This is a genomic window from Streptomyces sp. M-16, assembly GCF_052114405.1.
GTDB lineage: Bacteria > Actinomycetota > Actinomycetes > Streptomycetales > Streptomycetaceae > Streptomyces.
Map to the genome: position 1 here is coordinate 13,235 of NZ_JBFRER010000081.1, position 19,798 is coordinate 33,032.

Here is a 19,798-nt window from a genome sequence, read left to right on the forward strand (position 1 = left end):
GTGTGCGCGCCCGGCCGGGCCCGCCTACCGTGGCGCTCATGGGTGCTGCGGGTGGTGCGATCGAGCTCGACGCCGGCGGGCGGGCGGTCCGGCTGTCCAGCCCGGACAAGGTGTACTTCCCGGAGCGCGGCCTCACCAAGAGGGACGTCGCCGAGTACTACCTGGCCGTGGCGGTCGGGATCACCCGTGCGCTGCGCGACCGCCCCACCACCCTGGAGCGGTACCCGGACGGGGTGGAGGGCGAGTCCTTCTTCCAGAAACGCGCCCCCAAGAACCTCCCCGACTGGATCCCGACCGCCCACATCGCCTTCCCCAGCGGGCGCACCGCGGACGAGATCTGCCCGACCGAGCCGGCCGCCGTGCTGTGGGCCGCCAACCTGGGCTGCCTCACCTTCCACCCCTGGCCGGTGCGCCGCGGGGACACCGACCGGCCCGACGAACTGCGCATCGACCTCGATCCGCAGCCCGGCACCGACTACCACCACGCGGTGGCCGCCGCCCACGAACTGCGGGCGCTGCTGGAGGAACTGGGCCTGCGCGGCTGGCCCAAGACCTCCGGCGGGCGGGGGCTGCACGTCTTCGTGCCGATCGCCCCGCGCTGGACCTTCACCGAGGTACGCCGGTGCGCGATCGCCCTGGGGCGGGAGCTGGAACGCCGGATGCCCGACCAGGTCACCACCGCCTGGTGGAAGGAGGAGCGCGGGGAGCGCATCTTCGTCGACTACAACCAGACCGCCCGCGACCGGACCATCGCCTCGGCGTACTCCGTCCGCCCCCGCCCGCACGCCCCGGTTTCCGCGCCGCTGCGCTGGGACGAGGTGGACGACGCGGAACCGCGCGACTTCGACATCGTGACCATGCCGGCGCGCTTCGCGGAACTGGGCGATCTGCACGCCGAGATGGACGAGCACGCCTTCGGTCTGGAGGCCGTGCTGGAACTCGCCGAGCGGGACGAACGCGACCACGGACTGGGCGACATGCCCTACCCGCCGGACCATCCCAAGATGCCGGGCGAGCCCAAGCGGGTGCAGCCGAGCCGGGCGAAGCACGAGGACTGAGCCGTCGGCCCGGCTCGCGCCCGTCGGAGGCCGTCCTCGCCCACCACCCGGACCGGGGCGGCCCGGGCGGACGTCTCGTCGTCGTCCCGCGTCCGGAAGGGACGGCTAGGCTCGGGGCCATGAGGACTTCCGGCGCGCGGCCGCTGCTCTTCCTGGACGTCGACGGGCCCCTGATCCCCTTCGGGGGAGCGGGCCACCCCGCGGCCGCCGCGGCCGGTCATCCCTTGCTGGGCAGGCTCGATCCTGCCCACGGGGCCCTGCTGCTGGCGCTGCCCTGCGAGCTGGTGTGGGCCACGACCTGGGGGGAGGAGGCCAACGAGACCATCGCCCCGCGGATCGGGCTGCCGCGACTGCCGGTGGTCGACTGGCCGGATCCCACGGAGGACGAAGGGCGCGGCGGCGTCCACTGGAAGACCCGTCCGCTCCTCGCCCGCGCGGCGGGGCGCCCCTTCGTCTGGGTGGACGACGAGATCACCGCCGCCGACCGGGCCTGGGCCGCCGACCGTCACCCGGCGCCCGCGCTCCTGCACCGCGTGGATGCCCGCTCGGGCCTCACGCCCGCGGACTTCGACACCCTCGCGCGGTGGCTGACGTGCTGTTGATGAGCTGTTGATCGGACGTCCATCGGGGCGCAGCAGGATCGGCGGCATGTCGATGAACACCACTGCCACCGCCGCCCCCGCCTGGTACGACCTCGCGCTCTGTGCCCAGACGGGCCCGGCCTTCTTCTTCCCGGACCCCGGTTCCTCGCTCCGGGACGCGAAGCGGCTGTGCGGGGCGTGCGAGGGGCGGGTGGCGTGCCTGGAGTACGCCCTGGCCAACGACGAGCGGTTCGGCGTCTGGGGCGGCCTCTCGGAGGCGGAGCGGCAGGCGCTCCGCCCCCGCGGCTGAACGCCGCCCGCGGGCCGGGCCGCGGGGCCCGGCCCAGGACGCGGCGAAGCCCTGGCAGGMGCCTGCCAGGGCCAGCCCGTTCATGAAGAGCCCGAGCTCCTCCTGGGCCTTCTGGCCCTCGGGGCCCAGCCCGTCGATGTCCATGATCTTGAGGAAGCGGATCACGGGGCTCAGCACGTCATCGTGGTGGATCCGCAGGTTGTAGACCCCGCCGATCGCCATCTGCGCGGCCATCCGCTCGAAGCCGGGCATGCCGTGTCCGGGCATCCGGAAGTTGACGACCACGTCCCGTACGGCCTGCATCGTCAGGTCCGGGGCGATCTCGAAGGCGGCGCCCAGCAGGTTGCGGTAGAAGATCATGTGCAGGTTCTCGTCCTGCGCGATGCGCGCCAGCATCCGGTCGCAGACCGGGTCACCGGACTGGTGGCCGGTGTTGCGGTGCGAGATGCGCGTCGCGAGTTCCTGGAAGGCGACGTAGGCCACCGAGTGCAGCATCGAGTGGCTGTTGTCGGACTCGAAGCCCTCCGACATGTGCTGCATCCGGAACGCTTCCAGCTTGTCCGGGTCCACGGCGCGCGAGGCCAGCAGGTAGTCGCGCATCACGATGCCGTGGCGGCCCTCCTCGGCGGTCCAGCGGTGCACCCAGGTGCCCCACGCGCCGTTGCGGCCGAAAAGGCTCGCGATCTCGTGGTGGTAGCTGGGGAGGTTGTCCTCGGTCAGCAGGTTGACGACCAGCGCGATCTTGCCGATGTCGGTGACCTTGGACTGCTGGGGGTCCCAGGCCTCGCCGTCCTCGAAGAAGGCGGGGAAGTTCCGGCCGTCGCTCCACGGGACGTACTCGTGGGGCATCCAGTCCTTGGTGACCTTCAGATGGCGGTTGAGCTCCTTCTCGACCACCTCTTCCAGCGCGTACAGCAGCTTGGCGTCGGTCCACGCCTCCGAGCTGCCGAGGTGGGGAGAGGTGATCGTCACGGGTGCTCCTGGGGACAAAGCGAATTACCTACGGTTCCGTAGCCTACGGAGTCGTAGGTTAAGCGCGACATCAAGGCCAGCCAAGCCCCATGCGTCGGTATGTCCGGTTACGTCCGGTTATTCATGCAGTTTGCGAGGGTCTTGCGGGGCTTCAGAAAGGTGAGATTCACGCCAGAAGGTGATCGGCGGCTTTCGCTTTGACGGTCGGGAGCGGCGCGCGGAGTACTTCGGGCGGACCGGTGACGCGGCTCTCGGACCCCGTGGTTCCGATGCGGGCCGCGCCGTCGCCGTTCCGGCCGGAGCGGAAACGGCTCGCTCTCCTGCCGCGCGAGGCCCCGGCCCGCGCGGGGCCCGCCGCGGTGGCGGTCGTGCGCGGGCCCTTCGCGTCTCCCCGTCGGTCGGGACGGGCGTTCGGGGTCCCGGGACGATGGCGCGGGCGGCGTCGCGCGAGTCGGCGGCGGGCAGTGCCGGCGTGCGCGGGTCGCGGTGGCGCGATGGCTTCATGTGCGAATCGGGCGGCCTCGGACCCTGCGGTGGCCGGCCGGGCCGGCCGGCCGATCGCCACGATGGCGCACGCGAAGGAGGGGCAGGCTCCCGGGAAGCCGCCGACCGTGAACGGAATGTCCGACGCCGCCCGCCGAGCCGGTGCCCCGGCCGGTGCTCACCCGTGCCGGCGTGACTCCCTGACCTCCTCGGCGCAGGTGGGGCGCAGCGCGCCGTCGAGGAGCAGCCATCGCGTGATGCCGATGGACTCCAGGAACGGCACGTCGTGGCTCGCCACCACCAGGGCGCCCTCGTACGCCTCCAGGGCGCCGGCGAGCTGCCGGACGCTGGCCAGGTCGAGGTTGTTCGTCGGCTCGTCCAGCATCAGCAGCCGGGGAGCCGGCTCCGCCAGCAGCAGCGCCGCCAGCGTCGCCCGGAAGCGTTCGCCGCCCGAGAGGGTGCCGGCCGCCCGGTCCGCCCGGGCGCCCCGGAACAGGAAGTGCGCCAGCCGCGCCCGGATCTGGTTGTCCGTGGCCTGCGGGGCGAACCGCGCCACGTTCTGCACGACCGAGCGGTCGTCGTCCAGGACGTCGAGCCGCTGCGGCAGGAAGCGTGCCGGTACGTGCGTGACCGCCTCGCCGGACACCGGAGGCAGCAGCCCCGCGAGGGTCCGCAGCAGGGTGGTCTTGCCCGAGCCGTTGCCGCCGACCAGGGCGATCCGCTCCGGGCCGCGCACCTCCCACTCGCCCGGCGCCGAGGCCCCGTGCGCGAGCCGCAGATCGCTCAGGGTGAGGACCCGACGGCCCGGCGGCACCGCGGTGGCGGGCAGTTCGATGCGGATCTCGGCGTCGTCGCGGACCGCCTCCGCCGCCTGGTCCAGCCGCTCGCGGGCGTCCGCCAGCCGCTCGGTGTGCAGGATCCGGTGCTTGCCGGCCGATTCCTGGGCGGCGCGTTTGCGGGCACCCATGACGATCTTCGGCTCACGCTTGGTGTCGTACATCTTCTGGCCGTACCGCTTGCGCCGCGCCAATTTGAGCTGGGCGTCGGACAGTTCGCGCTTCTGGCGCTGTACGTCGGCCTCGGCGGCCCGGACCGTCCGCTCGGCCGCCTCCTGTTCCGTGGCGAGCATCCGCTCGTACGCGCTGAAGTTGCCGCCGTACCAGTGGACTTCGCCGTCGTGCAGGTCGGCGATCTGGTCGACCCGCTCCAGCAGCTCCCGGTCGTGGCTGACCAGGACCATCACCCCGGACCAGGACTCGACGGCCGCGTACAGGCGCTGCCGGGCCCTCAGGTCCAGGTTGTTGGTCGGTTCGTCGAGCAGCAGCACGTCCGGGCGGGCGAGCAGCAGCGCCGCGAGCCGCAGCAGGACGCACTCGCCGCCCGACAGTTCGCCGACGGTGCGGTCCAGGCCGATCCGGGCGAGCCCGAGCTGGTCGAGCGTGGCCAGGGCCCGCTCCTCCACGTCCCAGTCGTCGCCCACGGCGGCGAAGTTCGCCTCGGTGGCCTCGCCCGCCTCGATGGCGTGCAGTGCCGTGCGGGTGGCGCGGATGCCGAGCGCCTCGTCCACGCGCAGGGCGGTGTCGAGGGTGGCGTCCTGGGGGAGGTGGCCGAGGGTCCCGGCGACGGAGATCCGTCCACCGGACGGGGTCAGTTCGCCGGCGGCGAGCTTCAACAGGGTGGACTTCCCACACCCGTTGAGCCCGACCAGGCCGGTGCGGCCGGGTCCGACGGCCAGCTGGAACCCGTCGAAGACGGGGGTTCCGTCGGGCCAGTCGAAGGACAGGGCGGAGCAGGAGAGAAAGGCAGAGGGGTGACTCATGGAGGCCTCCAGGTTGCGTGAATGGTGAGTGCAACGCGGGGAGACAGCCGACGTGTCGGTCACAGGGATGTGGTGGCGGTCGGTGTCTCGGACCTCAGATGAGCAACGTCCTGCTCCGTTCCGGCGGGGATGGGGCGTTCACGACGGTACGGACGGCCGCGGGCGTCCGCAAACGAATTAGGGCCGCTCCCCGTGGACCGCGCCGTGCGGGCGCGGTCCACGGGCAACGGCCCGGGGTCGAACGGACGGGGAGGATCAGCAGGAGCCCCGCATCAGCTCGTCCAGGCTCTGGTCCATGTCGAGGTACATGTGCTCCAGCCCCGGTGGCACCACGGCGGAGGCCCGTTCCAGGAACCGCTGCAGTTCGGCCGTCAGCATCAGCACGATCGCGACGCCCTCCGGCGCGTGGAACTCCACCGTCGTCCGGTCCCCGTCGTACGGCCGCACGCGCACGTCCCCGCAGCCGGCCGGGTGCTGGAGGCCGGAGGTCAGCAGCTCGCGGGCGAAGGTCCACGAGACCTCGACGCCCTCCAGCGTGGCCGGCGCGGGGAAGGCCATGCGGACGGCGAAGGGATCCGCGCGGTCGTAGCAGAGGGTGACGGGCACGGTCTCGACCTTCGGCGCGGTGGCGACCAGACGGGCCTGCACGGCCTGCTCGATGACAGTGATCAAGGCTCACTCCCTTGCGGCGGATCTGCGGCCGGGCTGTGGGGTGGGACCCGGCAACCGGATAGACGCCGGAATCGGCAAATCCGTGCACGGTGGATGACGTGAGCTGTGTCACCGATTGGCCTGATCTCCCCTGTGTGATCGCACAGAGTGAGGGCAGGAACAGCCCGGACGCAGGGCGATCAGTCGGCGCCGCAGGCCCCGGAGTGATCGCAATAAGGCTGGTTACCGCTCACTCCACAGGCGCAAAGGACCACCCGGGTCTCCCGGTGCGCACGACCGTCCGGGGTGGTCACGCTGAGTTCCCCGCGCAGCACCAACTGGCCGACGGGGGACCGCGTGACGCTGGTCGGCCGGTCCCCCYCCTCCGCCGGGCCCCCGGACAGCAGGTACTGGAGCGCGCCCGACGGGCAGCGCCGGATCACCTCGGCGACCCGCTCGGGCCCGGACCCGTCGGGATCGATCCACGGGCGCCGCCCGGTGTCGAACACCTCGGGCAGGCCGCGGACGCACTCCGCCGCGTGCAGGCACCGCCCGGAGTCGTAGGTGACGGTGACGCTCTTGCCTTCGTAGGCCTTCGGTCCTTTGGAGGGCATGGCCCCACAGTAGGAACCCGCGGCTCCCGACGCACCCTGGACGGCGGATGTGGGGTGCGTTAGCTTCCCGCGCCATGAGACTTCTGGGAGTTGGCATGTGCGCGGCAGCCCTGCTGGTGGGGCTGGCCGTCGCGCCGGCGCAGGCGGACACCGGGGCGGGAGACACCCCCGGTGGCGGATTACGGGGCGCCGGCTGGGCACTGAAGGCGACCGGCAAGGAGGCCCGGTTCCGCGGGCTCGCGGGCGTCAGCCGCAGCACGGCCTGGGTGGCCGGCACCAAGGGGACCGTCCTGCGCACCGGCGACGGCGGCCGCAGCTGGCAGGACGTGTCACCGCCGGGGGCGGTCGCCGAGGGGCTGGAGCTGCGCGACATCGAGGCCTTCGACGCGCGGCGGGCGGTCGCCCTGTCCATCGGCGAGGGCGAGGCCTCGCGGGTGCTGCGCACCGAGGACGGCGGTGCCACCTGGACCGAGACCTTCCGCAACCCCGATCCGGGGGCCTTCTACGACTGCCTCACCTTCTTCGACGCCCGGCACGGACTGGCGATGAGCGACCCGGTGGACGGGAAGTTCCGCATCCTGGCCACGGACGACGGCGGCCGCAGCTGGCGGGTGCTGCCGGACACGGGAATGCCGGCGGCCCTGCCGGGCGAGGCCGCCTTCGCGGCGAGCGGGCAGTGCCTGGTGGCCTCCGGGCCGCGCGACGTCTGGCTGGCCACCGGCGGCGGCCCGGTCGCCCGGGTGCTGCATTCCTCGGACCGGGGGCTGACCTGGCGGGCCGCCGACTCCACCGTCCCGGCCGGCGACCCGGCCCGCGGGGTCTTCGCCCTGGCCTTCCGCGACCGTACGACGGGCCTCGCGGTCGGCGGCGACTACCGCGCCGGCCAGGCTTCGCCGCAGGCCGCCGCCCGCACCGCCGACGCGGGCCGGGGCTGGAGCCGGGCGGCCACCCCGCCGCCCGCCTACCGCTCGGGCGCGGCCTGGTTCCCGTACGGCCGCTCGACCGCGCTGGCGGTGGGCCCGACGGGCACGGACGTCACCACGGACGCGGGCCGCACCTGGCGGACCCTGGACGCGGGCTCCTACGACACCGTCGACTGCACGGCCGACGGCGGCTGCTGGGCGGCGGGGGAGAAGGGGCGGGTGGCCCGGCTGGAGGTGCTCAGGACTCCGGGCCGGTGAGCGGGTCCCCGATGAACAGGTCCATGCCCGGGTAGCGGCCGGCGGTGAACCCGGCTGCCCGGTAGACGGGCTCCCCGTCGGCGCTCGCGTGCAGCTGCACGTGGTGGATGCCCAGGTCGCCGATCCGGTCGACGAGGGCGTCGACGATCCGGCGGCCGTGGCCCCGCCCGCGCGCGGCGGTGTCCGTGACGATCCCGTCGAGGTAGCCGCGCCGTCCGTCGGGCTGTCGGGGGTTCGGCAGGTGGTACGTGACCCAGGCCATCCCGGCGGCCAGCAGGGGCTCGCCCGGCGCACCGCCGACGACCAGGCAGTACATGTCGGACCGGCCGGTCAGCCGCTCCCGGAACCAGCCGTCGGCGGCCTTCCGCCAGGGTGCGTCACCGGGGCCGGGGTCGGTCCCGAGGGAGTCGAGTGCGACGGCGCGCAGGCGTATCAGTTCGGGGATGTCCGCGACCTCGGCGGGACGGGGCTGCATGGCGGTACCTCCGGTGCGTCGGGGAGGGATACGGGAACGAACCGCCCTCACCGGTCGGCGCACGCGCCGGACCGGCCCGCCACCAGCCCCGGGACGGCGGAGGGCCGAGCGGGCGGAGCGGGCCCGGTCCGGGGCCGGCCGGGCGGCCGGGGTCGGGCCGGGTGGGACGGGCGGGTGGGGAGCGTCAGGCGGGCAGGGTCTCGCGGACCGCGGCCAGGTCGGAGGAGGTCTTCGTGGCGATGAACTCGGTGATGCGGTAGGCGCAGACGCCCGCCACCGTGAAGGGGTCCTCGGCCGCGATCTTCTCGACCTCGGCGCGGGAGACGCCCGCGGCCAGGATGATCCCGCCCTCGCGTGGGACCTTGCGGCCCGAGGCGAGGAAGACGCCGGACGCGTAGTAGCCGTCCAGCCAGGCGATGTGGGCGTCGAGCACTTCCTCGACGGATTCGACGGGCGCGGTGTAGGTGAGCTCCATGACGAACATGATCGCCAGGCTACTCTCGCACTCCATGACGACTGTGAAGACCCCCGCCGACGAGGCCGAGGCCCGAGCGATACAGGACGAACTCCGCGACCGGGTCGTGCTGGACGAGCCCGGCCCGCTCCCCGGCCGGGGACTGATCGCCGGAGTGGACGTGGCCTACGACGACGAGCGCGACCTGGTCGCCGCCGCGGCCGTCGTCCTCGACGCCGCCACCCTGGAGCCCGTCGGTGAGGCGACCGCCGTCGGGCACGTGAGCTTCCCGTACGTACCCGGGCTGCTGGCCTTCCGCGAACTGCCGACCGTACTGGCCGCCCTCGACGCCCTCGCGGTCGCCCCGGACCTCGTCGTCTGCGACGGCTACGGCCTCGCCCACCCCCGCGGCTTCGGCCTCGCCTGCCACCTCGGGGTGGTCACCGGGCTGCCGAGCATGGGCGTCGCCAAGAACCCGTTCACCTTCTCCTACGAGGAACCGGGCGCCCGGCGCGGCGACTCCTCCGCGCTCCTGGCACCCGACGGCGCCGTCGTCGGGCGGGCGCTGCGCACCCGGGACGGGGTCAAGCCGGTGTACGTGTCCGTGGGCCACCGGGTCTCGCTGGACAACGCCTGCGCCCACGCCCTCGCCCTGAGCCCCGCGTACCGGATCCCCGAGACCACCCGGCGCGCCGACTCGCTGTGCCGGCGCGCCCTGCGCGAGGCCTCCTGACGACCGGCCGCCGGGCGCCGGACGGGCCCGCACGCTCCGCCGGTCCCGCTCAGGTCCGCCCGGGGGACTGCGCGGCCCCCCCCGGCCGAGGTCCCGGGGCGGGGACGGACGGTGCGTCAGCGCGCGTCGGCCACCCGGAAGCGGATCCCCGCCTTCTGGAGCCGGTCCAGCAGGGCGTCGCCCATCGCCACCGCCGTGGTGAGCTGCCCGGCCCGCTCCGGCAGGGCGTCCTGGGCCAGGCAGAGCGCGGACTCGGCCAGCATCTTGGCGGTCTCCCCGTAGCCGGGGTCCCCGCCCGACACCTCGGTGAAGACCCGCCGCCCGCCGCCCTCGCCGACGAACCGGAGCGTGAACCAGCTGCGCGCGCGGCGCTGCGCGTCGGGCCCGCTGCCCGGCTCCCAGCGGCCCATCAGCCACCGCCGGGCGGCCGGGACCTGCGCCAGGGCCACCGTCGCGCCCATGGCCGCCGTCCCGCCGATGGCGACCGGGAGGTGGCGCACGGAGGCGTAGTGCCGGTAGCGGAAGTCCGGCCCGTACCGCTCCAGGGCCGCCGCCGACCGGGCCACGACGGCCGGGTCCAGGGTGGGCAGCGGCAGGGCCCAGGTCCCGGTCTCCCGGCTGAAGCGCGGGGCGCCCACGGGACCCCGTACCCGGCGGTCCGGCAGCCGCGGCTGGTGCAGTGCGCGGGCGCGGGCGGCGGCCAGGGTCTGCGGGCCCCGGCCCAGCGCGGTCAGGGCGGAGGCGAGCGTACCGCCGGAGAACAGCGCGTTGGAGCGGACGAAGCCGTCCACCCGCAGGGGCACACCGGCGGGCAGCTGCCGCACCGTGAAGTACGCCCCCAGGTCGGCCGGGATCGAGTCGAACCCGCAGGCGTGCACCAGGCGCGCCCCCGTCTCCCGGGCCCGCGCGTCGTGCGCGACGTACATCCGGTCGACGAACTCCGGCTCCCCGGTGAGGTCCACGTAGTCGGTGCCCTCCTCGGCGCAGGCCGCGACCAGCTCGGCCCCGTACCAGATGTACGGGCCCACCGTGGTGGCCAGCACTGCGGTGGAGGCGGCGAGTTCGCGCAGGGCGCCGGTGTCGGCGGCGTCGGCCCGCACCAGCGGCAGGCGGGCGCACGCCGGGTCGAGGGCGGCCAGCCGTTCGCGCAGCCGTTCCAGTTTGCCGAGGTCGCGGCCGGCGAGCGCCCACCGCAGACCGGCCGGGGCGTGCAGCGCGAGGTACTCGGCCGTCAGTGCCCCGACGAACCCGGTGGCGCCGAAGAGGACGATGTCGTAGGCCCGTTGCGGTCGGCTCCGCCGGACGTGCTCGTTCATGAACCGCTCCTCCCAGCTGGTATCGGTGGCTGAGGCTAGCGTGGGGGTCGGCCGCCCGTGCGAGCGGGTGACGGGCCGGTGTGACCGGCGGTGAGGAGGAGCGTCGATGAAGGCTGCGGTGCGCAAGTGGGAGAAGGTGCGCGCGTTTGCCCTCGGGCTGCCCGAGGCGGTGGAGGAGCATCCCTGGGGGCCCGAGGACGGCGTGGTGAAGGTCAACAAGAAGATCTTCGTCTTCCTGGGGAACGCGGACGGCCCCGAGCCGCCCGGCCTGTCCGTGAAGCTGAAGGACGAGGCCCTGCACGGGCACGCGATGACCGCTCCCGGGGCGGCCCCCACCGGGTACGGGCTCGGCAGGGCGGGCTGGGTATCCGTACCGCTGGGGGAGAAGGGGGCTCCGTCGGCCGAGGTGCTGTGCGAATGGGTGGAGGAGAGCTACCGGACCGTCGCCCTCAAGCGGCACGTCAGGGAACTGGCGGCCCGGAGGCCGGAACCGGCCACGCGGGAAATCGACTAAGCGCTTGCTCTTGTGCTGCGTGGAACACGTTCCTAGCATCTCTGGTGTTACATCAGTTGTGTCACACACATGCGCAGGCGCCGCGGACGCGCACACCAGGATGCTGGGGGCTCGATGGCAGTGACAGCAGGCCCGCTCGCGGGAGTACGCGTCGTCGAACTGGCCGGCATCGGACCGGGACCGTTCGCCGCGATGGTCCTCGCCGACCTCGGCGCGGACGTGGTGCGCGTGGACCGGCCCGGCGGCGGCGCCCTGGGCATCGACCCGGCCTTCGACATCACCAACCGGGGCAAGCGCTCCGTCGTGCTCGACCTCAAGTCCCCCGACGGCCCCGCCCGCGTGCTGGAACTGGCCGAACGGGCCGACGTACTGATCGAGGGCTTCCGCCCCGGGGTCGCCGAGCGGCTCGGCGTCGGCCCCGCCGACTGCCACGCCCGCAACCCGAAGCTGGTCTACGGCCGGATGACCGGGTGGGGCCAGGAGGGCCCGCTCGCCCACACCGCCGGGCACGACATCGCGTACATCGCCGTCACCGGCGCCCTCGGCATGATCGGCGACCCGGACGGGCCCCCGGCCGTACCCGCCAACCTGGTCGGCGACTACGCGGGCGGCTCCCTCTACCTCGTCATCGGCGTGCTCGCCGCCCTCCAGCACGCCCGCACCCCCGGGGGCACCGGTCAGGTGGTGGACGCGGCGATCGTCGACGGCACCGCCCACCTCACCGCCATGATCCACGGGATGGTCGCGGCCGGCGGCTGGCAGGACCGGCGCGGAGCCAACCTCCTCGACGGCGGCTGCCCCTTCTACGGCACCTACGAGACCTCCGACGGCGGGTACATGGCGGTCGGCGCGCTGGAGCAGCAGTTCTACGACACCTTCGTGGAACTCCTCGGCATCGGGGACCAGGCCGACGCCCGCAAGGACCCGGCCCGCTGGGGCGCGCTGCGCGAGGCCGTCGCCGCCCGCTTCAGGACCCGTACCCGCGCCGAGTGGACCGAGGTCTTCGAGGGCACCGACGCCTGCGTGGCCCCCGTGCTCTCCCTGCGCGAGGCGCCGCACCACCCGCACCTCGCCGCCCGCGCCACCTTCACCGACTTCGGCGGGATCACCCAGCCCGCCCCGGCGCCCCGGTTCTCCGCGACCCCGGCCGCCGTCACCGCGGGCCCCGCCCGGCCGGGCGCCGACACAGCGGCGGTGGCCCGGGACTGGGACGTGCCGGGCCTGACGGGAACGGCGACGGGAACAGCGACGGAAGCCGGAACCGGAACGGGAAAGGGCGAGGGCGCCTGATGGAACTGTCCATGCTGCTCGACTACGCGGGCGATCCCCGCAGGGCCGCCGACGAGGCCGCGGCGCTGGAGGCGGCCGGGCTCGACGCCGTGTGGGTGGCCGAGGCCTGGGGCTTCGACTCCCCGACCATCATGGGGTACCTTGCGGCCCGCACCGAGCGGATGAAGATCGGCTCGGCCATCCTCAACGTGTACTCCCGCACCCCGGCGCTCATCGCCCAGACCGCCGCGGGACTGGACGCGCTCTCCGGCGGCCGGGCGCTGCTCGGCCTCGGCGCCTCCGGGCCGCAGGTGGTCGAGGGCTGGCACGGCAAGCCGTACGACAGGCCGCTCGGCCGGACCCGGGAGACCGTCGAGCTGTGCCGGCGCGTGTGGCGCCGCGAGACGATCGACCACCACGGCATCACCGACATGCCGCTGCCGGCTCCGATGGGCAGCGGGCTCGGCAAACCCCTGAAGATCCTCACCCGGCCGGTGCGCTCCGCGGTTCCCGTCTACATCGCCTCGCTCGGCCCGGCCAACGTGCGGATGACCGCCGAGATCGCGGACGGCTGGCTGCCCACCCTCTTCATCCCGGAGAAGGCCGCCGCGGTGTGGGGCGGCCCGCTCGCCGAGGGGACGGCCAAGAGGCCGCCGGAACTGGGCCCGCTCCAGACGGTCGCGGGCGGCTTGCTGGCCATCGGCGAGGACGCGGCCGCCGCACGGGACCTCGCCCGCCCGCAGATCGCCCTGTACGTCGGCGGCATGGGCGCGCCCGGAAAGAACTTCTACAACGACCTCGCCGTCGCCTACGGGTACGGCGAGGAGGCCCGCAAGATCCAGGAGCTCTACCTCGCCGGACGCAAGCGCGACGCCGCTGCCGCCGTCCCGGACGAGTTCTGCGAGCTCATGACCCTGTGCGGGCCCGAGGGCTACGTGCGCGAGCGCGTCGAGGCGTTCCGGGAGGCGGGCGTCACCATGCTCAACGTCACGCCCGTCGGCCCCGAGCCCGCCCGGCTGATCGAAACCGTCAAGAGCTGGCTCTAGGGGGACCGGACCGATGCAACGCCGTATCTTCGACGCCGACCACGAGGCGTTCCGCGAGACCGTCCGCACCTTCCTGAACAAGGAGGTGCTGCCGCACTACGACCAGTGGGAGAAGGACGGCATCGTCAGCCGCGAGGCCTGGCGGGCCGCAGGCCGCCAGGGCCTCCTCGGCCTCGCCGTGCCCGAGGAGTACGGGGGCGGCGGCAACCCCGACTTCCGCTACGCGGCCGTGATCGCCGAGGAGTTCACCCGGGCCGGGGCCCCCGGCCTCGCCATCGGCCTGCACAACGACATCATCGGCCCCTACCTCACCTCGCTGGCCACCGAGGAGCAGAAGGGGCGCTGGCTGCCCGGCTTCTGCTCCGGCGAGACCATCACCGCGATCGCGATGACCGAGCCGGGCGCGGGCAGCGACCTCCAGGGGATCCGCACCAGTGCCGAGGACCGGGGCGACCACTGGCTGCTCAACGGCTCCAAGACCTTCATCTCCAACGGCATCCTCGCCGACCTCGTGATCGTGGTCGCCAAGACCACCCCCGAGGGCGGGGCCCACGGCCTGTCCCTGCTGGTCGTCGAGCGGGGCACGGAGGGCTTCGAGCGCGGCCGAAACCTCGACAAGATCGGCCAGAAGGCGCAGGACACCGCCGAACTCTTCTTCCACGACGTGCGCGTCCCCAAGGAGAACCTGCTCGGCGAGGAGAACGGCGCGTTCGTCCACCTGATGACCAACCTCGCGCAGGAACGCATGGGCATCGCGATGGCCGCGATCGCCGCCGCCGAACACCTGCTGGAGATCACCACGCAGTACGTGAAGGAGCGCGAGGCCTTCGGCAGACCCCTCGCCAAGCTCCAGCACATCCGCTTCGAGATAGCGGAGATGGCCACCGAGTGCGCGGTCACCCGGGCCTTCCTCGACCGCTGCATCACCGACCACGCGAACGGCGAACTGGACCACGTCCACGCCTCGATGGCCAAGTGGTGGGCCACGGAACTCCAGAAGCGCGTCGCCGACCGCTGCCTGCAACTGCACGGCGGGTACGGCTACATGAGTGAATACCGGGTCGCCCGTGCCTTCACCGACGGCCGCATCCAGACCATCTACGGCGGCACGACCGAGATCATGAAAGAGATCATCGGCCGCTCCCTCCTCGGCTGACGCCGGACCTTCAGAAAGGCTTGACCAGTGAGCACCGAAGCGTACGTGTACGACGCGATCCGCACGCCGCGCGGCCGCGGCAAGGCCAACGGCGCCCTGCACGGCACCAAGCCGATCGACCTGGTCGTCGGCCTCATCCACGCCCTGCGCGAGCGCAACCCCGGCCTGGACCCCGCCGGCATCGACGACATCGTGCTCGGCGTCGTCGGCCCCGTCGGCGACCAGGGCTCCGACATCGCACGCATCGCGGCCATCGCCGCCGGCCTCCCGGACACCGTGGCGGGCGTCCAGGAGAACCGCTTCTGTGCCTCCGGCCTGGAGGCCGTCAACCTGGCCGCCGCCAAGGTCCGCTCCGGCTGGGAGGACCTGGTCCTCGCGGGCGGCGTGGAGTCCATGTCCCGGGTCCCGATGGCCTCCGACGGCGGCGCCTGGTTCAACGACCCGATGACGAACTGGGACGTCAACTTCGTCCCGCAGGGCATCGGCGCCGACCTGATCGCCACCATCGAGGGCTTCTCCCGCCGGGACGTCGACGAGTACGCCGCCCTCTCCCAGGAGCGCGCCGCGACGGCCATCAAGGACGGCCGCTTCGCCGGGTCTCTCGTGCCGGTCACCGACCGCAACGGCCTGGTGGTCCTGGACCACGACGAGTTCGTCCGCCCGGGAACCACCGCCGACACCCTCGCCAAGCTGAAGCCCTCCTTCGCCGACATCGGCGACCTCGGCGGCTTCGACGCCGTCGCGCTGCAGAAGTACCACTGGGTGGAGAAGATCGACCACGTCCACCACGCGGGCAACTCCTCCGGCATCGTCGACGGCGCCTCCCTCGTCGCCATCGGATCCCGCGAGGCCGGCGAACGCCACGGTCTGCGCCCGCGCGCCCGGATCGTCTCGGCGGCCGTCTCCGGCTCCGAGCCCACCATCATGCTCACCGGCCCCGCCCCGGCCACCCGCAAGGCCCTCGCCAAGGCCGGGCTCACCATCGACGACATCGACCTGGTCGAGATCAACGAGGCCTTCGCCGGCGTCGTGCTGCGCTTCGTCAAGGACATGGGCCTGTCCCTCGACAAGGTCAACGTCAACGGCGGCGCCATCGCGCTCGGCCACCCGCTCGGCGCCACCGGCGCCATGATCCTCGGCACCGTCGTGGACGAACTGGAGCGCCAGGACAAGCGCTACGGGCTCGTCACCCTCTGCGTCGGCGGCGGCATGGGCGTCGCCACCATCGTCGAACGCCTGTAGGCCGTCCCGGCCGCACGGCGCGGCGAAGGCCCGGCCACCGGGCCCGACCGCCGCGCGGTGCGCCCGAGCCGGACCCTCCCGGCCCCCTCCGGGCCCGGCCCCTTCCGCCCGGCCCCGCCGAACCAGACTTCCACGGAGAGACCCACCCCATGACCGAGACCCGCACCATCCGCTGGGAACAGGACGAGACCGGCATCGTCACGCTGGTCCTCGACGACCCGGACCAGTCCGCCAACACCATGAACCAGGCCTTCAAGGACTCCATCGCGGCGATCGCCGACCGCGCCGAGGCCGAGAAGGACTCCATCCGGGGCATCATCTACACCTCCGCGAAGAAGACCTTCTTCGCGGGCGGCGACCTCAAGGACATGATCCGGCTGCGCCCCGAGGACGCCGGCCTCGCGTTCGAGACCGGCACCGCCATCAAGCGCTCGCTGCGCCGGATCGAGACGCTCGGCAAGCCGGTCGTCGCCGCCGTCAACGGCGCCGCCCTCGGGGGCGGTTACGAGATCTGCCTCGCCTCCCACCACCGGATCGCCCTCGACGCGCCCGGCTCCAAGATCGGCCTGCCCGAGGTCACCCTCGGACTGCTCCCGGCCGGCGGCGGCGTCACCCGTACCGTCCGCCTGATGGGCATCGCCGACGCGCTGCTCAAGGTCCTGCTCCAGGGCACCCAGTACACCCCGCAGCGCGCCCTCGACAACGGCCTCGTGCACGAACTGGCCGCCACCCCCGAGGAGATGCTCGCCAAGGCCCGCGCCTTCATCGACGCCAACCCCGAGTCGAAGCAGCCGTGGGACGTGCCCGGCTACAAGATCCCCGGCGGCACCCCGTCCAACCCGCGCTTCGCCGCCAACCTCCCGGCCTTCCCGGCCAACCTCAAGAAGCAGCTGAACGGTGCCCCGTACCCGGCGCCCCGCAACATCCTGGCCTGTGCCGTCGAGGGCGCGCAGGTGGACTTCGAGACCGCGCTGACCATCGAGGCCCGGTACTTCACCGAGCTGGTCACCGGCCAGACCGCCAAGAACATGATCCAGGCGTTCTTCTTCGACCTCCAGGCCGTCAACGCCGGCCGCAGCCGCCCGCAGGGCGTCGCGCCCCGCAAGGTCAACCGGGTCGCCGTCCTCGGCGCCGGCATGATGGGCGCGGGCATCGCCTACTCCTGCGCCCGCGCCGGCATCGAGGTGGTCCTCAAGGACGTCACCCCCGAGGCCGCCGCCAAGGGCAAGGCGTACTCCGAGAAGCTCCTCGACAAGGCGCTCTCCCGGGGCCGCACCACCGAGGCCAAGCGGGCCGAGCTGCTGGCCCGGATCACCCCGACCGCCGACGCCGCCGACCTGGCGGGCTGCGACGCCGTCATCGAGGCCGTCTTCGAGGACACCGCCCTCAAGCACAGGGTGTTCCAGGAGGTCCAGGACGTCATCGCGCCCGACGCGCTGCTCTGCTCCAACACCTCCACCCTGCCGATCTCCGGGCTGGCGGAGGGCGTGGAGCGTCCCGCCGACTTCATCGGCCTGCACTTCTTCTCGCCCGTCGACAAGATGCCCCTGGTCGAGATCATCAAGGGCGAGCGCACCGGCGACGAGGCCATCGCCCGCGCCTTCGACCTGGTCCGCCAGATCAACAAGACCCCGATCGTGGTCAACGACTCGCGCGGCTTCTTCACCTCGCGCGTCATCGGCCAGTTCATCAACGAGGGCGTGGCCATGGTCGGCGAGGGCGTGGAGCCCGCCTCCGTCGAGCAGGCCGCCGCCCAGGCCGGGTACCCGGCCAAGGTGCTCTCGCTGATGGACGAGCTCACCCTCACCCTGCCGCGCAAGATCCGCAACGAGACCCGCAAGGCCTTCGAGGCCGAGGGCCGCACCTGGACCGAACACCCCGCCGACACGGTCATCGACCGGATGGTGGACGAGTTCGGCCGCCCCGGCCGCAGCGGCGGCGGCGGCTTCTACGAGTACGACGAGTCGGGCCGGCGGACCCGGATCTGGCCCGGTCTGCGCGAGCACTTCGCCAAGCCGGACGCCAGCATCCCCTTCGAGGACATGAAGGAGCGGATGCTCTTCGCCGAGGCCCTGGACACCGTCCGCTGCCTCGACGAGGGCGTGCTCACCTCGATCGCCGACGCCAACATCGGCTCCATCATGGGCATCGGCTTCCCGGCCTGGACCGGCGGCGTGATCCAGTACATCAACGGCTACGAGGGCGGCCCGGCGGGCTTCGTCGCCCGCGCCCGCGAGCTGGCCGCCACCTACGGCGAGCGCTTCACCCCGCCCGCCTCCCTCGTGGCCAAGGCCGAACGCGGCGAGACCTACGCCGACTGAGCGCGGCCGCCACGGACGCCCGCCCCGGGCCCGCGCGCGAGGCGGGCCCGGGGCGGGCGACGTAGCGGCCTCAGGGCGGGCGACGTAGCGGCCCCGGGGCCGTGCCGGCGGGGCCTCGGGGCCGTGCCGGCGCCGTCTCAGTGCCCGGGGGCGCCCAGCGCGGCGAACACCCCGCGCCGAGCGGCGCCGTCCGGGTCGGTCCAGCCGGCCAGCACCTGGCCCAGGAGCCCGTTCCCGCCGGCGGCGGGACCGGCGAGCAGCACGCGGGACAGGGTGAGGTCGAAGAGGGGTCCCGGTCCGCCGGCCGGGCCCACCCCGATGACGGTGGCCTCGGCGGAGTCGGTCACCTTCCCGGCCCCGGTCAGGGACCCGGGTACGCCCGCCGGCCCGCCGAGGACCTCGACGGTCGGGTCGGGGGTGTCGCTCTCGCTCTGTGCCTGCGCCGCGGCACGGCCCGCGAGCAGCGCCGCCAGCCGCTCCACCAGGACCGGGTCGTGGGCGCCGTCGTAGACCCAGCGCGTACCCAGCACCCCGTGTTCCAGGGTGCCGACCAGCCCGTCCCCGGCGTCCTGGAGCGGGGCCCCGCGGTAGGTGAGCGGGACCAGGTAGGCGACCGGCCCGTCCCCGGAGGCGTCGGTGACCACCATGAACTCGATGCCCACCTCGCCCTCGGGGTCGTCGAGGCGGAACCCGCCCGCGCGGGCGAGCCGCGAGACGTCCCCGGTGCCCCGGTACCAGGACCTCAAGGGGATCCATTCGGCGAGGAGTTCGAGCTTGGTCGGGGTCAGGGTGGTGCGGTGGATGACTGCCATGGCCGCGAACCTACCCTCCCTCCGGGGCGAACGCCGCACGCAATTCCGCCTTCAGGGAGCGCTGGAACGCCGTCACCAGGGCCTGCACCACCATCGGCTGCATGTGCGCCGACAGCGCCTTCATCGACTCCACCCGCTCCGGATCGCTCTCGCCCTCGGTGAACGGTCCCCACACCTCGTCCCGGAACAGGGCGGTCAGTTCGTGCGCCGCCGTCCGCGCGTGCTCCATCAGCACCGTGCGGGCCGCGAGGATCGTCCCGTGCGCGATCGGCACGTCCAGCAGCGCGACCCCGAGCCGCAACAGCCCCACGTCCACCCGGAACCCCTCGCCCGCCTCCACGAGCACGTTCATCGCGGCGAGCCGGCCCAGGTCGGTGTCCGACAGGCTCCGCCCGGCCCGCTTCTCCAGCTCCGCCCGCGAGAACTCCCGCGCCGCGTCCGGGGCCCAGGTGGCCACCAGTGCCCGGTGGATGGCCAGATCGTGCGCGCTCAGGTCCTCGGGGAGCGCGTCCAGGTAGCGCTGGATCGCCGAGAGGGTCATGCCCTGGTGCTGGAGCTCCTCGATGAGCGCCAGCCGGGACAGGTGCTCCGGTCCGTAGTGGCCCACCCGACGGGGGCCGATCACGGGAGGGGGCAAAAGCCCGCGCGTGCTGTAGAACCGTACGGTGCGGACGGTGACACCGGCCCGGGACGCCAGCTCGTCCACGGTGAGCATCGGCTCGGTCGCCCGGTCGGCCATCGTCCGCTCCTCGCTCTCTGCTCCACAGCTTGGGTTCAACAGTATTGCTGTC

The 19,798-nt window shown here is 73.3% G+C and carries 19 protein-coding genes and 1 pseudogene; 11 read left to right on the forward strand and 9 right to left on the reverse strand.

From position 1 onward, the window contains the following. The first annotated feature begins 38 nt into the window (after window positions 1-38). The 3 genes from ligD to AB4039_RS29135 all read left to right on the forward strand — a co-directional run bounded on the left by ligD (window position 39) and on the right by AB4039_RS29135 (window position 1,949). Window positions 39-1,058 (forward strand): non-homologous end-joining DNA ligase, encoded by a 1,020-nt coding sequence (gene ligD, locus AB4039_RS29125; protein ID WP_442272184.1) that lies wholly within the window; start codon window positions 39-41, stop codon window positions 1,056-1,058. A 119-nt stretch (window positions 1,059-1,177) separates the two neighbouring features. After that, complete coding sequence (locus AB4039_RS29130) at window positions 1,178-1,660, forward strand: HAD domain-containing protein (RefSeq protein ID WP_442272185.1); 483 nt, start codon at window positions 1,178-1,180, stop codon at window positions 1,658-1,660. Window positions 1,661-1,706: 46 nt separating this feature from the next. Then, window positions 1,707-1,949, forward strand: a complete 243-nt coding sequence (locus AB4039_RS29135; protein WP_266843789.1) for a WhiB family transcriptional regulator — start codon at window positions 1,707-1,709, stop codon at window positions 1,947-1,949. A 72-nt stretch (window positions 1,950-2,021) separates the two neighbouring features. Here the strand turns inward: AB4039_RS29135 and AB4039_RS29140 are convergent. The 4 genes and pseudogenes from AB4039_RS29140 to AB4039_RS29155 form a co-directional block, all read right to left on the reverse strand. Continuing rightward, a pseudogene (locus AB4039_RS29140) lies at window positions 2,022-2,921 on the reverse strand (acyl-ACP desaturase); the annotation flags it as partial. Window positions 2,922-3,582: 661 nt separating this feature from the next. Then, complete coding sequence (locus AB4039_RS29145; protein ID WP_266843791.1) at window positions 3,583-5,223, reverse strand: ABC-F family ATP-binding cassette domain-containing protein; 1,641 nt, start codon at window positions 5,221-5,223, stop codon at window positions 3,583-3,585. Between the two features lie 255 nt (window positions 5,224-5,478). Beyond that, a complete protein-coding gene (locus AB4039_RS29150; protein ID WP_266843793.1) occupies window positions 5,479-5,895 on the reverse strand; it encodes an SsgA family sporulation/cell division regulator in 417 nt (138 codons plus the stop codon). A gap of 179 nt (window positions 5,896-6,074) precedes the next feature. After that, a complete protein-coding gene (locus AB4039_RS29155; protein ID WP_442272186.1) occupies window positions 6,075-6,488 on the reverse strand; it encodes a (4Fe-4S)-binding protein in 414 nt (137 codons plus the stop codon). A 95-nt stretch (window positions 6,489-6,583) separates the two neighbouring features. Here AB4039_RS29155 and AB4039_RS29160 point away from each other — a divergent pair, with 95 nt between their 5' ends. Beyond that, window positions 6,584-7,669 (forward strand): WD40/YVTN/BNR-like repeat-containing protein, encoded by a 1,086-nt coding sequence (locus AB4039_RS29160; RefSeq protein ID WP_442272187.1) that lies wholly within the window; start codon window positions 6,584-6,586, stop codon window positions 7,667-7,669. On the opposite strand, the gene AB4039_RS29165 is transcribed toward AB4039_RS29160, so the two are convergent. Beyond that, the gene (locus AB4039_RS29165) at window positions 7,650-8,144 is read right to left on the reverse strand and encodes a GNAT family N-acetyltransferase (RefSeq protein ID WP_442272188.1); all 495 of its coding nucleotides are present in this window, start codon (window positions 8,142-8,144) and stop codon (window positions 7,650-7,652) included. The genes AB4039_RS29160 and AB4039_RS29165 overlap by 20 nt on opposite strands. Before the next feature lie 184 nt (window positions 8,145-8,328). Continuing rightward, window positions 8,329-8,628 carry a YciI family protein gene (locus tag AB4039_RS29170; protein WP_266844153.1) on the reverse strand — a complete coding sequence of 100 codons (300 nt, stop codon included), beginning with the start codon at window positions 8,626-8,628 and terminating at the stop codon, window positions 8,329-8,331. 25 nt (window positions 8,629-8,653) lie between these two features. Here AB4039_RS29170 and AB4039_RS29175 point away from each other — a divergent pair, with 25 nt between their 5' ends. Next, a complete protein-coding gene (locus tag AB4039_RS29175) occupies window positions 8,654-9,331 on the forward strand; it encodes an endonuclease V (protein WP_442272189.1) in 678 nt (225 codons plus the stop codon). Between the two features lie 116 nt (window positions 9,332-9,447). On the opposite strand, the gene AB4039_RS29180 is transcribed toward AB4039_RS29175, so the two are convergent. Further along, entirely contained in the window at window positions 9,448-10,647 is a 1,200-nt protein-coding gene (locus AB4039_RS29180; protein WP_442272190.1) for a saccharopine dehydrogenase family protein, read from the reverse strand. A 106-nt stretch (window positions 10,648-10,753) separates the two neighbouring features. Between AB4039_RS29180 and AB4039_RS29185 the strand changes: the two genes are divergently transcribed. From AB4039_RS29185 to AB4039_RS29210, 6 genes are all read left to right on the forward strand, one after another. Further along, window positions 10,754-11,161 (forward strand): MmcQ/YjbR family DNA-binding protein, encoded by a 408-nt coding sequence (locus tag AB4039_RS29185; protein WP_442272191.1) that lies wholly within the window; start codon window positions 10,754-10,756, stop codon window positions 11,159-11,161. A gap of 114 nt (window positions 11,162-11,275) precedes the next feature. Further along, window positions 11,276-12,451, forward strand: a complete 1,176-nt coding sequence (locus AB4039_RS29190; RefSeq protein ID WP_442272192.1) for a CaiB/BaiF CoA transferase family protein — start codon at window positions 11,276-11,278, stop codon at window positions 12,449-12,451. Continuing rightward, a complete protein-coding gene (locus tag AB4039_RS29195; protein WP_266843803.1) occupies window positions 12,451-13,476 on the forward strand; it encodes an LLM class F420-dependent oxidoreductase in 1,026 nt (341 codons plus the stop codon). Before AB4039_RS29190 ends, AB4039_RS29195 begins: the two co-directional genes overlap by 1 nt. Before the next feature lie 13 nt (window positions 13,477-13,489). Continuing rightward, entirely contained in the window at window positions 13,490-14,632 is a 1,143-nt protein-coding gene (locus AB4039_RS29200; RefSeq protein WP_266843804.1) for an acyl-CoA dehydrogenase family protein, read from the forward strand. Window positions 14,633-14,659: 27 nt separating this feature from the next. Then, complete coding sequence (locus AB4039_RS29205) at window positions 14,660-15,874, forward strand: acetyl-CoA C-acetyltransferase (protein ID WP_266843805.1); 1,215 nt, start codon at window positions 14,660-14,662, stop codon at window positions 15,872-15,874. Between the two features lie 149 nt (window positions 15,875-16,023). Beyond that, the gene (locus AB4039_RS29210) at window positions 16,024-18,195 is read left to right on the forward strand and encodes a 3-hydroxyacyl-CoA dehydrogenase NAD-binding domain-containing protein (RefSeq protein WP_266843806.1); all 2,172 of its coding nucleotides are present in this window, start codon (window positions 16,024-16,026) and stop codon (window positions 18,193-18,195) included. Between the two features lie 137 nt (window positions 18,196-18,332). On the opposite strand, the gene AB4039_RS29215 is transcribed toward AB4039_RS29210, so the two are convergent. Together AB4039_RS29215 and AB4039_RS29220 are read right to left on the reverse strand one after the other, a co-directional pair. Next, complete coding sequence (locus tag AB4039_RS29215; protein ID WP_442272193.1) at window positions 18,333-19,007, reverse strand: maltokinase N-terminal cap-like domain-containing protein; 675 nt, start codon at window positions 19,005-19,007, stop codon at window positions 18,333-18,335. A 10-nt stretch (window positions 19,008-19,017) separates the two neighbouring features. After that, entirely contained in the window at window positions 19,018-19,746 is a 729-nt protein-coding gene (locus tag AB4039_RS29220) for a MerR family transcriptional regulator (protein ID WP_442272194.1), read from the reverse strand. Between the last annotated feature and the right edge of the window lie 52 nt (window positions 19,747-19,798).

Bases quoted from the DNA above. Each gene is read 5' to 3' on its own strand.
- AB4039_RS29180 (WP_442272190.1), bottom strand. From the start codon at position 10,647: ATGAACGAGCACGTCCGGCGGAGCCGACCGCAACGGGCCTACGACATC.
- AB4039_RS29160 (WP_442272187.1), top strand. From the start codon at position 6,584: ATGTGCGCGGCAGCCCTGCTGGTGGGGCTGGCCGTCGCGCCGGCGCAG.
- AB4039_RS29190 (WP_442272192.1), top strand. From the start codon at position 11,276: ATGGCAGTGACAGCAGGCCCGCTCGCGGGAGTACGCGTCGTCGAACTG.
- AB4039_RS29135 (WP_266843789.1), top strand. From the start codon at position 1,707: ATGTCGATGAACACCACTGCCACCGCCGCCCCCGCCTGGTACGACCTC.
- AB4039_RS29210 (WP_266843806.1), top strand. From the start codon at position 16,024: ATGACCGAGACCCGCACCATCCGCTGGGAACAGGACGAGACCGGCATC.
- AB4039_RS29215 (WP_442272193.1), bottom strand. From the start codon at position 19,007: ATGGCAGTCATCCACCGCACCACCCTGACCCCGACCAAGCTCGAACTC.
- AB4039_RS29175 (WP_442272189.1), top strand. From the start codon at position 8,654: ATGACGACTGTGAAGACCCCCGCCGACGAGGCCGAGGCCCGAGCGATA.
- AB4039_RS29130 (WP_442272185.1), top strand. From the start codon at position 1,178: ATGAGGACTTCCGGCGCGCGGCCGCTGCTCTTCCTGGACGTCGACGGG.
- AB4039_RS29220 (WP_442272194.1), bottom strand. From the start codon at position 19,746: ATGGCCGACCGGGCGACCGAGCCGATGCTCACCGTGGACGAGCTGGCG.
- AB4039_RS29170 (WP_266844153.1), bottom strand. From the start codon at position 8,628: ATGTTCGTCATGGAGCTCACCTACACCGCGCCCGTCGAATCCGTCGAG.
- AB4039_RS29145 (WP_266843791.1), bottom strand. From the start codon at position 5,223: ATGAGTCACCCCTCTGCCTTTCTCTCCTGCTCCGCCCTGTCCTTCGAC.
- AB4039_RS29200 (WP_266843804.1), top strand. From the start codon at position 13,490: ATGCAACGCCGTATCTTCGACGCCGACCACGAGGCGTTCCGCGAGACC.
- AB4039_RS29185 (WP_442272191.1), top strand. From the start codon at position 10,754: ATGAAGGCTGCGGTGCGCAAGTGGGAGAAGGTGCGCGCGTTTGCCCTC.
- AB4039_RS29165 (WP_442272188.1), bottom strand. From the start codon at position 8,144: ATGCAGCCCCGTCCCGCCGAGGTCGCGGACATCCCCGAACTGATACGC.
- ligD (WP_442272184.1), top strand. From the start codon at position 39: ATGGGTGCTGCGGGTGGTGCGATCGAGCTCGACGCCGGCGGGCGGGCG.
- AB4039_RS29195 (WP_266843803.1), top strand. From the start codon at position 12,451: ATGGAACTGTCCATGCTGCTCGACTACGCGGGCGATCCCCGCAGGGCC.